Source organism: Leclercia sp. LTM14, from assembly GCF_023736175.1.
Classification (GTDB): Bacteria; Pseudomonadota; Gammaproteobacteria; order Enterobacterales; family Enterobacteriaceae; genus Enterobacter; species Enterobacter barmai.
The window spans coordinates 349,339-361,906 of sequence record NZ_JAIKTT010000001.1 but is presented as its reverse complement, the minus strand read 5'-3'; the positions used below and the strand labels follow the sequence as shown (position 1 = coordinate 361,906).

The 12,568-nt window shown below is 55.8% G+C and carries 12 protein-coding genes; 4 read left to right on the top strand and 8 right to left on the bottom strand.

The window, feature by feature from the left end; translation table 11 throughout:
- Nucleotides 1-20: 20 nt before the first annotated feature.
- From K5I40_RS01720 to K5I40_RS01705, 4 genes are read right to left on the bottom strand one after another with little or no spacing between them, the layout of a single operon-like run.
- Nucleotides 21-986, bottom strand: coding sequence for an ABC transporter permease (locus K5I40_RS01720; protein WP_139563159.1), 966 nt, complete (start codon nt 984-986; stop codon nt 21-23).
- Nucleotides 983-1,963 carry an ABC transporter permease gene (locus K5I40_RS01715; RefSeq protein ID WP_223073830.1) on the bottom strand — a complete coding sequence of 327 codons (981 nt, stop codon included), beginning with the start codon at nt 1,961-1,963 and terminating at the stop codon, nt 983-985. Before K5I40_RS01715 ends, K5I40_RS01720 begins: the two co-directional genes overlap by 4 nt.
- Entirely contained in the window at nt 1,956-3,437 is a 1,482-nt protein-coding gene (locus K5I40_RS01710; protein ID WP_223073831.1) for a sugar ABC transporter ATP-binding protein, read from the bottom strand. The genes K5I40_RS01715 and K5I40_RS01710 overlap by 8 nt, the downstream gene beginning before the upstream one ends.
- 60 nt (nt 3,438-3,497) lie before the next feature.
- Nucleotides 3,498-4,481, bottom strand: coding sequence for an autoinducer 2 ABC transporter substrate-binding protein (locus K5I40_RS01705; RefSeq protein WP_039030881.1), 984 nt, complete (start codon nt 4,479-4,481; stop codon nt 3,498-3,500).
- 543 nt (nt 4,482-5,024) lie between these two features.
- Between K5I40_RS01705 and K5I40_RS01700 the strand changes: the two genes are divergently transcribed.
- From K5I40_RS01700 to K5I40_RS01685, 4 genes are all read left to right on the top strand, one after another.
- Nucleotides 5,025-6,167: a transglutaminase-like domain-containing protein gene (locus K5I40_RS01700; RefSeq protein WP_223073832.1), complete on the top strand. Its 1,143-nt coding sequence runs from the start codon at nt 5,025-5,027 to the stop codon at nt 6,165-6,167.
- Nucleotides 6,145-6,501, top strand: a complete 357-nt coding sequence (locus tag K5I40_RS01695; protein ID WP_039030879.1) for a mercuric transporter MerT family protein — start codon at nt 6,145-6,147, stop codon at nt 6,499-6,501. The genes K5I40_RS01700 and K5I40_RS01695 overlap by 23 nt, the downstream gene beginning before the upstream one ends.
- Nucleotides 6,498-6,779, top strand: coding sequence for a heavy-metal-associated domain-containing protein (locus tag K5I40_RS01690; protein ID WP_138369380.1), 282 nt, complete (start codon nt 6,498-6,500; stop codon nt 6,777-6,779). The genes K5I40_RS01695 and K5I40_RS01690 overlap by 4 nt, the downstream gene beginning before the upstream one ends.
- A 286-nt stretch (nt 6,780-7,065) precedes the next feature.
- Nucleotides 7,066-8,640 (top strand): phosphoethanolamine transferase, encoded by a 1,575-nt coding sequence (locus tag K5I40_RS01685; protein WP_223073833.1) that lies wholly within the window; start codon nt 7,066-7,068, stop codon nt 8,638-8,640.
- Between the two features lie 33 nt (nt 8,641-8,673).
- On the opposite strand, the gene K5I40_RS01680 is transcribed toward K5I40_RS01685, so the two are convergent.
- Genes K5I40_RS01680 through K5I40_RS01665 form a run of 4 tightly spaced genes read right to left on the bottom strand, consistent with a single transcriptional unit; the run spans nt 8,674 to nt 12,485 of the window.
- Nucleotides 8,674-9,390 carry an ABC transporter ATP-binding protein gene (locus K5I40_RS01680; RefSeq protein WP_039030876.1) on the bottom strand — a complete coding sequence of 239 codons (717 nt, stop codon included), beginning with the start codon at nt 9,388-9,390 and terminating at the stop codon, nt 8,674-8,676.
- Nucleotides 9,387-10,262 (bottom strand): ATP-binding cassette domain-containing protein, encoded by an 876-nt coding sequence (locus K5I40_RS01675; RefSeq protein WP_039030875.1) that lies wholly within the window; start codon nt 10,260-10,262, stop codon nt 9,387-9,389. The genes K5I40_RS01680 and K5I40_RS01675 overlap by 4 nt, the downstream gene beginning before the upstream one ends.
- Nucleotides 10,259-11,560, bottom strand: coding sequence for a high-affinity branched-chain amino acid ABC transporter permease LivM (livM, locus tag K5I40_RS01670; protein WP_197057139.1), 1,302 nt, complete (start codon nt 11,558-11,560; stop codon nt 10,259-10,261). Before livM ends, K5I40_RS01675 begins: the two co-directional genes overlap by 4 nt.
- A gap of 10 nt (nt 11,561-11,570) precedes the next feature.
- Nucleotides 11,571-12,485 carry an ABC transporter permease subunit gene (locus tag K5I40_RS01665; protein WP_039030925.1) on the bottom strand — a complete coding sequence of 305 codons (915 nt, stop codon included), beginning with the start codon at nt 12,483-12,485 and terminating at the stop codon, nt 11,571-11,573.
- Nucleotides 12,486-12,568: the final 83 nt, after the last annotated feature.

The following is a 12,568-nucleotide window of genomic DNA, read 5'->3' as shown; positions in this document are numbered from 1 at the left end:
CTGGTGGCCTCCGCGGACAGTCAGGGTTTGCCAAACAGACGCGAGAGCCGCGCCCCTTTCAGGAAGATAAACGCTAACAGCAATCCGCCCCACAGGGCCATGGTGATGTAGCTGCTTACCCCCAGAATGTTCAGGCCGCTCTCCAGCATCTGCAATAAAACAAGCGCCATCACCATGCCAAAGACCTTACCAAAGCCCCCATCCGGGTTCACCCCGCCGAGAACCGCCGCCAGAATCGACACCAGCAGATAAGACTCACCGTAGGAGGCCTTGGCCGAGTTGAGTTTCGACATCATTAGCAGGGCGGCAATCACGCACAGGACTGAAGAGAGCACATAGACCCAGATAAGGGTTTTACGGGTGTTGATCCCGGAGTAGTGGGTCGCCTGTTCGTTAGAGCCGATCAGGTAGAGGGTTCGCCCGAAGGCGGATTTTTCAAGGATCACCCACAGCGCGACGACCACCGCCAGAAAGACCAGCAGCGGCAGCGGGATACCGAGAACATTGGTGCTGTTAATGACCAGAATGTAATCCGGGAAGTTAGAGATCGCCGAGCCTTTGGAGATCAGGATATTAATGCCCTTCAGCAGGGTCATGATGCCAAGGGTGGCTAATATCGGCGAGACCCGCACTACGGCGATCAAAAAACCGATTACCGAGCCAATAACCAGCGCCATAACTAAACCGGCCGCGAGAACCAGCAGCAGGCTGCTGAAGGTCGGCGGATAGTGGGTAGCGACCCAGGCCATCACCAGCCCGCAGGCATTCATGGTGGCGATGATCGACAGGTTAATCCCCCCGGTGAGGATAGTCACCGCCATCGCAAGGGCCAGCACGCCGAGGATCGGCATCTGTGAGGCGATGGACTGGAAGTTGGCTGACGACCAGAACACCGAAGGAATAAGGAAGCTGAATGTGATAACGACCGCAGCGATGAGCACGGTCAGGTATATCTCGACGCGATCCTGGGTTTTATTGGTACTCATACGACGACTCCCTGACCTTTGCGCTGACTCCATGCCGTCATGCTGATACTGGTGACGATCACGACACCGGTGACCACCGTATGCCAGTACGAGGAGATCCCTAACAAATTTAGGCCGTTCTGTAATACGGCCAGTAAAATGACCCCCAGCAGGGTGCCGAGCAAGGTGCCGCGTCCGCCGACGATGCTGGTGCCGCCTAACACCACGGCGGCAAGCACCGTCAGCTCATAGCCCAGCAGGGAGTCGGGCGCAACGGTTAAGACGGTGGCGGATTGCACCACGCCTGCCACCCCGGACATCAGCCCCATATAGCCATAAACAAACAGCTGCATTTTAAAGATGCCGAATCCCATCCGGGAGGCCGCCTCGCGATTCCCGCCCATGGCGTAAATCATCCGTCCGGCGCTGGTTTTATTCATGATAAAGCCGGTTAACGCCACCACGACTAAAAGGGTGATGATCGGCAGGCTCAGGCCGTAGTCGTAGCCGTCTGCGGCGGTGAATTTGAACAGCATCACTCCCTGTTCAAACCACTCAGGGTAGCTGTACAGCCAGACTCCTTTGGTCAGGTAGAGCAGCAGGCCGTAAAAAATATTGAGGGTAGAAATAGTAATAATGATGGAAGGCACGTTAAGGCGATTAACCAGCGTGGCGTTAATCAATCCGAGCAGCAGCCCCAGCCCGCCGGAGAGCGCAAAAGCGATGGCAAAGTTGCCGGTAGTGCCCTGAATCAGGGTGACCATCACGTACTGGGAGATGATGGTCATGGCCGGAAAGGAGATATCGATCCCGCCGGAAATCAGCACAATAAAAAGGCCGCAGGCCAGAATGGTGAGCATGGCGTAGTTGTTGATCAGGTCGTAAATATTGCCGAGCGTCAGAAAATCGCTGCTGGCAAACGACAGATAGCCGCCAATGACGATAATCGTCAGGCCCAAAAACAGCTCATGGGTTTTCACCCCGAATTTATTAACCATTGACCACCTCCGCCAGCGCCGCTTCCGAGGTCTTATCCGGTAGGATTTCTGCCACGATCTCACCCTTGCGCATGACTAAAATGCGGTGGCTGTTAAAGAACGCCTCATCGATCTCATCGGTGATCATCAGTACCGCAATCCCCTGGCGGGAAAGGGCGGAGATGATTTGATAGATCCCCGCTTTGTTAGCGATGTCGACCCCGACGGTGGGGGAGTCCAGGATCAGGACCTTTGGATTGATCGCCAGCCATTTGGCAATCGCCACGCGCTGGGCGTTGCCCCCGGAGAGGGTATTGACGGGCAGATCCACGCTGCCAATTTTAATGCTCAGCTGCTCAACTAAATCGGTGACGATGCGGTCCGCTCTGGATCTGTCTAACAATCTGAACGGCGTTTTCAGGCGTCGGAGAACGGTGGAGATAATATTGTCATTGATCGACTGGTCCATCACCAGGCCGGTGCTCATGCGGTCTTCAGAGACATAGCCGATACCGGCATTGATCGCATCCCGGTTGCTGGCGAAATGTACTGCTTTGCCTTCCAGCAGTATCTCCCCGGCATCGGGTTGCGTAAGCCCGAACAGGCTCAGGCACAGCTCTGTCCTGCCCGCGCCCAGCAGCCCGGTGATGGCCAGGATCTCCCCCTGATGGAGCTTAAAAGAGATGTCTTTATACTGGTGCTGTTTAGTGAGGTTATTAACCGTCAGTGCCACCTCGCCCAATTTTTCAATCGGCGGCAGTACCGCATACGAAAATTCTTTCCCGGTCATCAGGTAAGCCAGTTTTTTATTATTGATCTCGCTGGCAGGGAAGGTGCCCACCAGAGTGCCATTTTTCAGCACGCTGATACGGTCGGAGATAGAGAGCACTTCATCCAGACGGTGGCTGACAAACACGACGCAGATGTTCCTCTTCTTTAAATCGCCGATCACCCGCAGGAGTCCTTTTACCTCCTGCATGGTGAGCGAGGCAGTGGGCTCATCCATAATAATCAGCCTGGCTTCCTGGGCCAGCGCCCGGCAGATCGCCACAATCTGGCGCTGGGCAATGGGCAGGGACTCCACGTTTGCATCCAGATCCAGTTCCGCTTCAATGCTTTTCACGGTGAGCGCGGCGATACGGCGGATCTCTTTCTTATTCACCAGCAGATTGCGGTGATGCTGGTGGATACCGATGTTCTCCGCCACGGTGAGATTGGGGAACAGAGAGAGATCCTGATAGATAACCTGGATCCCGGCTTTGACCGAGTCGATGGGGGAGAGATGCGACCAGCTTTTACCGTCGATCACGATTTCAAACCCGGGATCGGGTTTATAGACGCCGGAAATAATTTTAATCAGCGTCGATTTGCCACAGCCGTTCTGCCCGGCCAGACAGTGAACCTCCCCGGGAAATAACGTCAAAGCGATATTATCCAGCGCTTTCACACCGTAGAACGTTTTGCTGATATGACCCAGTGAAATAAACGGCTCCATGACTACCTCTTTTGGGCTCAGACGGCACGCCCTGAGAGCAGGGCGTGCAGAACCAACGGATTAATACAGGCTGTCGATATTCTCTTTGGTCACGCGCAGGACTTTATGGAATTTAATGATGCGTTTTTCGCTATCCACATCGGCTTTGCCGAGGTTCGGGATATCCAGGCCCTGAGTAATCTCTTCCCCTTTCAGGACCTTGTCGGCGACGGCGGTAATGGCGTAACCCGCGGAGGCCGGGTCGTAGGTGATGCCCATGGCGATATCACCGCTTTTGATCAGCGAAGCGGCCTGGGACGGGATCATCATGCCGTACACGAAGACTTTGCCTTTCGCACGCTTCTCTTTCACCGCGCGGCCTGCGCCAATTGGCCCCTGAGAGCCAAAGGAGACAATCCCTTTCATGTCAGGGTGGGCTTTCATCAGATCGATGGTGGTGCGGCGGGCATCGTCGATATTCTCGGCCACCGGCATACGGCTGGTGACTTCATGCATATCCGGGTAGTGCTCTTTCTGGTATTTCACGAACAAATCCGCCCACAGGTTATGTTGTGGCACGGTCAGGCTGCCAACGTAAATAACATAGCCCCCTTTACCGCCCATGGCTTTTGCCATCTCTTCAACGTTGTCGGCGGCGAATTTTTCGTTATCAATAATTTCGACATCCCAGTTTGCGCTGGGTTGACCGGGGGATTCATTGGTTAACACCACAATGCCGGCCTCGCGCGCCTTTTTGAATACAGGCTCGAGGACATCGGCATCATTTGGCACAATCCCGATCGCTGAAACTTTTTTCGCGATTAAGTCCTCAATAATTTTGACCTGCTGTGGGGCGTCGGTGCTGGAAGGGCCTACCTGAGAGGCTTTAATGCCGAGATCTTTACCTGCCTGGGTAACACCTTCCCCCATGCGATTAAACCAGGGCATGCCATCAATCTTTGAAATATTGACCACTTCAATTTCTTTCGCCATTGCGGAAGTGGAAAAGACCATCAATCCGAGCAAACCAGCCGACAATAATTTTGTTAAGCACATTTTACTCATCTCATACCTCTGAATGGTGGTGAAAATAAATGATAGTGATAACGTTGTTTCGCTGTTTGACATACCCGTGTGCATTTTTAATATTAGGTGAAATAACGCATTCCCTCACAGACTTTACCCCCGAAAATACTATGGGAAATAGCCTCTTAACGCTGCGGCATTAAAGAATTAACAGTAGGGTTTTCATATTTATAATGTTATGGAACTACTGGCTTATGGCATGGACTATTATGCCAATGCTCTGATTTGAGATTCCCGTCACCTATTAAGATAGGTGTGTCGTCTGTCAGCGGCGCGTCCGCCCTCGCATTTTTCCCTGCAATTTTTACGGATAACAGCCCCTTTTTTTGACTTCAGGCCTGTACAACAGGGGCTGAAAAGCGCCTAATACCGTCTCAAAAATTTCTTTCATTCACAGTTAACAGGTCTGTTATTGATGAATAAACCCCATCGCTTCGCGCCAGTGCCTGTCTTCTGTGATGTTCCTCTGTGCTTGCGGCCCGTGTCGCCGACGCCAGACTCATTTTCAAGGGACAGATAGCCATGCAGCGTCGACAATTTCTTAAAAATAGCGTTCTTCTCTCTGCCGCAGGTTTAGTGGGCCCGGCCGTGGCCAGCCAGACGGTGAAAACCAAAGTAGCACCCGCCGCCCCGGTAATGCGCCGCCGTTTTGTCTTATCACAAACCTATAAGCTGGCACCGCCGCAGGGCTCCAGCGGCGTGGTCAAACTCTGGATCCCGCTCCCGGTAGATACCGCCTTTCAGCAGATGACCGGGCTGTCGTTTACCGGCAACTACCAGCAGGCGTTCGTCACCACCAACAATACTTACGGTGCGAAAACCCTGTTTGCGACCTGGCCGAAAAGCGAAGGCGATCTGCTGCTTAAGCTCGATCTGGAGATCGAAACCGCAGACTGGGAGCCGCTGAAGCACGATGCGCTGAAAAACTGGCAGGCGCCGGAGCAAATTGTTTACCCGCTGGCGGTGAAGCCGTATCTGCTGCCAACGACGCACACCCCGGTGGATGGCCTGGTGCGCGAAACGGCGGAAAAAATTACCGCAGGCGAGACCGATCCGCTCAAGAAAGCGCGCCTGATCTACGAATGGGTCAGCAGCCATATGGAGCGCGATAACGACGTGATTGGCTGCGGCACCGGCGATGTGGCGACCATTCTGCAAAGCGGCAAGCTCAGCGGCAAATGCACCGATATCAGCTCGGTATTTGTCGCTCTGGCGCGCGCCAGCGGTATCCCGGCGCGGGAGCTGTTCGGTATCCGTCTGGGCAGAGCCAACAAGCTGGAACGCTACTCTGCCAGCGCCTTCGGCAAAGCCGACAGCGCGGGCGTGGCGGACGTCAGCGGCGGGCAGCACTGTCGGGCGGAGTTTTATCTGGCAGGTTACGGCTGGCTGCCGTGCGACCCGGCGGACGTCACCAAGATGCGTCTGGCGGAGAAAAAAGCCCATCAGGATCCCGATGTGCAGGCGGTAAACACTTATCTGTTTGGCAACTGGGAGATGAACTGGGTGGGCTTCAACTACGGGCGCGATTTTGAACTGTACCCGGCGACAGAGCAGGGCGCAGTCAATAACTTTGGCTACCCGTATGCCGAAGTGGACGGCGACCCGCTCAATTTCTACGATCCAAAGGTGTTCGCGTACAACTATGTCTCAACCGAACAACGCTAAGGGGGCAGGCCTTACCCTGCTGACGGCAGCCGCGGCTGCCGTTACCGCCGGGCTGTGCTGCGTCGGGCCGCTGCTGTATCTGCTGTTTGGCATCTCGGCGGCCGGTTTTGCCGGGCTCAGCCAGCTTGAATTCCTGCGAGTTCCCATGATCCTGCTCTCCCTGGGGCTGATGCTGCGGGTGTTCTGGCGGCTCTATTTTTCTAAACGGCTGTGGTGTACCGGACGCTTAACCCTGGGGCAGATGCGTTTCCTGTTCTGGCTTTCGCTGCCGGTGCTGCTGCTGGTACTGTTCTATCCCACGGTGGTGGCCTGGGTTTATGAGGTGATGGAATGAAACGACTGTTGATTAGCGCATGTTTACTGCTGCCGCTGTTTGCCCACGCCGCAAATCAAAAGGTGGTGCTGGATGTGCAGGGCATGACCTGTCCGTTGTGCGTCATTTCGGTCAACCAGGCGCTGCGTGAAACGGAAGGGGTAGTGAAGGCAAAAGCCTCATTAAAAACCCGCCAGACTGAAGTTATCGTCGCAGAAGGTTTCCCGACGGAGACATTATTAAAGGCGGTGGCGAAAACAGGTTATTCAGCCAAGCTAAATCATATTGAAAAGCTGTAAATATAATGCAAATGCATTATGGCTTAATTTTTATATAGTGTATTCCAGCCTTTCCCGTGAATGCGGGAAAGGTGTATTACCACACAATTATGTATAAATTATGATGATACGGCTTCAGTTTTATAAATATATTGTTACGAAACGTTGATCTTCCCGCCCGCGCACTCTATCTTTTGATAAGTTTCTCCATATTGCGACCCATTTTATCCATATGTCGCCTTTCCCGGCGGTTTGTTGATCCTTGTCGTTAGCGTTTCGCTGCGACAAACTGCGGATTACGATAAATATGAATATAACAGCCAGCAAATATACCCTGTGGATCCGCGATATTACGATTAATCCCTGGATCGCCTTTTATTATCTGCAGTCGGTGCTGATAAACTATTCTTTCGGCTATTCATTCAGCCCAATCTATTCTGTGGCATTTTGCTGCGTGCTGCTAGTACTCTGGCGAATAACTCCCCGCCTGCAGAAAGGGGTTATTGCCCTCTGTAGTCTGCTGGCCGCCCTGTACTTTCCTTTTCAACAAGCCTATGGTGCGCCTAATTTCAATACGCTTTTAGCATTACATTCCACTAATTTTAATGAGTCCGTCGAGATCCTGACGATATTCCCGTGGCACAGCTACCTGGTGTCATTTGTTATTCTGGCATTAGGCGTGATTGCGCTGCGGCGTAAAATTATCCCCAAACAGGCTTTACGCCGTTTAGATATGCTGTATCTGGTTTTCGCCATCCTCTGTTTCTTTATGACTCCCCTTAAAAACCTGGTGTACTGGGGGAACTTCACCCTGATGGACGTGGGCTATCCGGTATTCCGCTTCGTGAAGGACGTGGTGATCAACAATCGGGAAGTGGTCACGGAAAAAGCCCATATGCTGGAACTGGCCAAAATGAAGGACAACTGGACCGTGCTGGGGGTAAAGCCCCGCTACCAGAACTACGTGGTGGTGATCGGCGAAAGCGCGCGCCGGGATGCGCTGGGCGCCTTTGGCGGGCAGTGGAATAACACCCCCTTTGCGAGCTCCGTGAAGGGAACACTGTTTACCGATTTCGTCTCCTCCAGCGCCTCCACGCAAACCTCTCTCGGGCACTCCCTGAGCCGGGTCAGCGGTGATACCCCGGAGTATCAGAACAACTTTGTCACCCTGGCGAATCGCGCCGGATTCCAGACCTGGTGGTTCTCCAATCAGGGGCAGATTGGCGAGTACGATACGGCCATTGCCAGTATTGCCAAGCGGGCCGATGACGTGCAGTTTCTCAGAAAGGGTTACTACGAAGATGAAAACAATCCCCGGGATGAAGCCTTATTGCAGATGACGCAGCAGGTGCTTGCAGCTCCGCGCAAGGAGACCCGGCTGATCGTTTTGCATCTGATGGGCTCCCACCCGCAGGCCTGTGAACGCACCCAGGGCAAATACGCCGAGTTCGTGCAGTCGAAAGAGACCTCCTGCTATATCTACAGCATCACCCAGACCGACGCCCTGTTAAAGCAGCTCTATCAGCAGCTGCAAAACACCGGCGAAACTTTCTCGATGGTCTACTTCTCCGATCACGGTCTCACCTATAAAGCCCGCCTGACCGGGGGGCAATATATGGCCCACGGTGATGCTTACCAGCAAAACTATCAGGTACCGTTTATGATCATGTCGAGCGACGATACAGAACACCGGCTGATCAACGCCCGGCGTTCCGCCAATGATTTCCTCGATTTCTTCTCGGCGTGGACCGGGATCCAGGCGAAAGAGCTGACGCCGTCCTACCTGTTCGTGTCGGAGCAGGATGCGGGCAAATCCTGGGTGACCAACTTTAAGCTGCAAAAGGTGGACTACGACCAGCTGCCGGACGATCTCCATCCGTAGCGGGCCTGCCTGGCGACTGGCCCCGCATAACGGTTACACGCCCCCCAGATAGGCTTTTCTGACATCCTGATTGCCCAGCAGCTCTTCGCCGCTGCCGCTCAGGCGGATCTGCCCGTTGACCATCACATAGCCGCGGTCGGAGAGCTTAAGGGCGTGGTGCGCGTTCTGCTCCACGAGAAAAATCGTCATCCCGTTGCGCGCCAGCTCCCGCAGGGTCTGGAAAATCTGTTTCACCACGATGGGCGCTAACCCCAGGCTCGGCTCATCCAGCAGTAATAATTTGGGCCGGCTCATCAGGGCACGGGCTATGGCCAGCATCTGCTGCTCGCCGCCGGACATGGTCATCGCCCGCTGCTTGCGCCGCTCCTTCAGGCGAGGAAACAGGTCGAACATCGTCTGCAGATCCTCCGCCGCATACTGGTTGCCGATGGGGATGGTGCCCATCAGCAGATTCTCTTCGACGGTCATATCCGGGAAGATGCGCCGTCCTTCCGGGGCCTGGGCAATGCCGCCCGACGCCACATAGTGGGTCGATTTATGGCTGATGTCATCGCCGCAAAAGAGGATCTGCCCGTTACGTACCCGCGGCTGGCCGAAAATCGACATCAGCAACGTCGATTTTCCGGCCCCGTTGGCACCGATCAGCGCCACGGTCTCGCCGGGATGCACCTGAAGGGAGACCTGCTTCAGGGCCTGGATCACCCCGTAGTAAACGTCCACCTGACGAAACTCCAGCATTGCCTCACTCATACGCTGACCTCGCTCTCATCGGTGCCCAGATAGGCGGCAATGACTTTTTCGTCGTGCTGGATCTGCTCCGGTTTCCCCTGGGCAATCACATCCCCGTGGTCGAGCACGATAATGTGATCGGAGATCTCCATTACCATCCCCATATCATGCTCAATCAGCAGCACCGTGATGTCGTGGTGATCCCGCAGATAGCGAATGATGTTGCTCAGGGTGTGCGTCTCCACCGGGTTCAGCCCGGCGGCGGGCTCGTCGAGACAGATCATCTCCGGCCCGGTGCACATGGCGCGGGCGATTTCGAGCCGCCGCTGCTGGCCGTAGGACATCTCGCCCGCGAGCCGGTTAGCGCAGTCCACCAGGTCCACCACCTCCAGCCAGTAGAAAGCCCTGTCCAGGGCGTCGCTTTCCGCCTTGCGGTATGCAGGCGTATTCAGCACCCCAGCCAGCAGGTTGCGGTTCACCCGCATGTGCTGGGCCACCAGCAGGTTCTCCACCACCGACATCTCGCGGAACAGGCGGATATTCTGGAAGGTACGCGCCAGCCCGGCGCGGTTCACCAGGTGAGTGCCGCCAAACATTTTGTAGAACAACCGCTGGCCGAACTGCGCCGGATTGATCCAGTCCCCCGGCTGGAATTTTTGCCCGAGGACCTGAATAACGTTGGTGGTTTTGCTCCGGGTATTGAACAGAATATTGCCCCCGGAGGCGCGGTAAAAACCGGTCAGGCAGTTGAAGACCGTGGTTTTACCCGCGCCGTTCGGTCCGATCAGGGCGGTGATCGAGCCGCGCTGGACTTCAAGATTAACGTCGTTTAACGCTTTGATGCCGCCAAAGTGCATCATCAGATGCTCAACGCTTAAGATGGTCCCGTTCATGGCGCCACGCCCTTACGCACCGCAAAGCCGGTGCGGTTGATGCGGATCAGCCCGCGCGGTCGCCAGATCATCATCACCACCATCAGGACGCCAAACAGCAGCACGCGGTACTCGGCAAAGGTACGTAACAGTTCCGGGGTGACGGTCAGGACAAAGGCCGCCAGCACCACCCCGACGGTGGAACCCATCCCGCCCAACACCACGATGGCGAGGATCAGGGCCGACTCAAAAAAGGTGAACGAGGTGGGGTTTACGAATCCCTGATAGGTGGCGAAGAACACTCCGGCAATCCCGGCGGTAGAAGCCCCGAGGGTAAAAGCCGAGAGCTTCACCAGCACATGGTTAAGCCCCATGGAGCGACAGGCGATCTCGTCTTCGCGCAGGGCTTCCCAGGCGCGACCGATGGGCATCCGCGTCAGGCGGTGCTTGATGTAGAGCACCAGCAGCACCACCAGCAGCAGGATGGCGTAGATAAAGATGAACTTCAGGTTCGGGTTAAACGTCAGGTTGAAGAACTCATGGAACGGCACGCCGCCATCTTTCGCCCGGCGACCAAACTCCAGCCCGAAGAAGGTGGGGGGCGGGGCGGAGATACCGTTCGGCCCGCCGGTAAAGGTCAGCCAGTTGTTCAGCACCAGGCGGATGATCTCCCCAAAGCCGAGGGTCACAATCGCCAGATAATCGCCGTGCATTCGCAGCACCGGGAAGCCCAGCAAGGCCCCGGCGGCGGCGGCCATCAGCGCCGCCAGCGGCAGCATGGTCCAGAAGCCGAGCCCCAGATACTGATAGCCCAGCGCCAGCCCGTAGGCGCCAATGGCGTAAAAGGCGACATAGCCCAGATCCAGCAGCCCCGCGAGCCCGACCACGATGTTCAGCCCGAGCCCGAGCAGGACGTAGATCAACCCGAGGATCGCCACCGTCAGCACGTATTTGGTGGCGACAAACGGGAAGCAGACCGCCAGGGTGACGATCAGCGGCAGGATCCAGCGCATCCGGCTTTTGTACTCCGGCGGGCGGACGTACACCCCCGAGTTATCGTTATCGAAACGCGCAAGCACGCGTCTGCCCGGCGCGGTCATTAAGAAGGCGCTGAGTAAAAAACGCCCGGTCATCACCGTGGCGATGATCCACACCAGCCGCCGCCCTTCGAAGTTAAAGCTGTAGCCATCCAGCACCACGCCCGCCACCGGGCCAAAGATAATCAGCGCGACCATCCCGGCAAAAATGGCATCGAGGATGCAGCGTTTAAGTGAAAACCCGTCGTGCGCCACGGGCTGCGAAACGATCTGTGACGTCATTTTGCTTCCCTCATACTTTGGCCACGACAGGGCGGCCAAGCAGTCCCTGAGGACGGAAAATAAGGATCACCACCAGCAATCCAAAGGAGAACACATCTTTATAATCGGAGTTCACCATCCCGGAGAACTGCGCCTCGGCAATGCCAAGGATAAGTCCCCCTAACATGGCGCCCGGCAGGGAGCCGATCCCCCCGAGCACGGCGGCGGTAAAGGCCTTAATGCCGATGATAAACCCGGCATAAAAATCAAAGGTGCCGTAGTTCATGGTGATCAGCACCCCCGCCAGTCCGGCCATCGCCGCGCCGATCACAAACACCAGGGAGATGATCCGGTCGGTATTGATACCCAGAATCGACGCCATCTTGCGGTCCTGCTGCACCGCGCGGCACATCCGCCCTAAACGGGTGTTGCTGATTATCCAGGTGAGCACCAGCATGCCGGTGAACGAGGCGATAAGAATGAAGACCTTGGTGTAGGTGATCTGCACAAAACCTTCGCCAATGTGGAAGCGCAGCACGCCGTCCAGCATGGTAGGCACCCCTTGCTGGCGCGGACCCTGGCTGATCTGGGCGTAGTTTTGCAGGATCAGCGACATGCCGATGGCGGAGATCAGCGGGGCCAGACGCGTGGAGTTACGCAGTGGCTTATAGGCGATGCGCTCGATGGTCCAGCCGTACACCCCCGTCACCACGATGGTAAAGACCAGCGTGCCGAGGATCAGCAGCGGGAAAGATTCCAGCCCGAAGAAGGAGAGGAGCGCCAGGCCGATAGCGCAGAGGTAGGCGGAGATCATATACACTTCGCCGTGGGCGAAGTTAATCATGCCGATAATGCCGTATACCATGGTGTAGCCGATGGCTATCAATCCGTAGACGGAGCCCAGCGTTAAGCCATTGATTAACTGCTGCAGAAAGAAAGTTTCCATCATCGCGCGCTCGTGTTTCAGGCCGCGGGGGAGGCGGCCCGTTGGTTATAGTGCGTCGGCATGTCGCCATACCGACGTTGAGC

Coding starts and splice junctions, on each gene's coding strand:
- K5I40_RS01720 (WP_139563159.1), bottom strand. CDS start 986: ATGAGTACCAATAAAACCCAGGATCGCGTCGAGATATACCTGACCGTG.
- K5I40_RS01715 (WP_223073830.1), bottom strand. CDS start 1,963: ATGGTTAATAAATTCGGGGTGAAAACCCATGAGCTGTTTTTGGGCCTG.
- K5I40_RS01710 (WP_223073831.1), bottom strand. CDS start 3,437: ATGGAGCCGTTTATTTCACTGGGTCATATCAGCAAAACGTTCTACGGT.
- K5I40_RS01705 (WP_039030881.1), bottom strand. CDS start 4,481: ATGAGTAAAATGTGCTTAACAAAATTATTGTCGGCTGGTTTGCTCGGA.
- K5I40_RS01700 (WP_223073832.1), top strand. CDS start 5,025: ATGCAGCGTCGACAATTTCTTAAAAATAGCGTTCTTCTCTCTGCCGCA.
- K5I40_RS01695 (WP_039030879.1), top strand. CDS start 6,145: ATGTCTCAACCGAACAACGCTAAGGGGGCAGGCCTTACCCTGCTGACG.
- K5I40_RS01690 (WP_138369380.1), top strand. CDS start 6,498: ATGAAACGACTGTTGATTAGCGCATGTTTACTGCTGCCGCTGTTTGCC.
- K5I40_RS01685 (WP_223073833.1), top strand. CDS start 7,066: ATGAATATAACAGCCAGCAAATATACCCTGTGGATCCGCGATATTACG.
- K5I40_RS01680 (WP_039030876.1), bottom strand. CDS start 9,390: ATGAGTGAGGCAATGCTGGAGTTTCGTCAGGTGGACGTTTACTACGGG.
- K5I40_RS01675 (WP_039030875.1), bottom strand. CDS start 10,262: ATGAACGGGACCATCTTAAGCGTTGAGCATCTGATGATGCACTTTGGC.
- livM (WP_197057139.1), bottom strand. CDS start 11,560: ATGACGTCACAGATCGTTTCGCAGCCCGTGGCGCACGACGGGTTTTCA.
- K5I40_RS01665 (WP_039030925.1), bottom strand. CDS start 12,485: ATGGAAACTTTCTTTCTGCAGCAGTTAATCAATGGCTTAACGCTGGGC.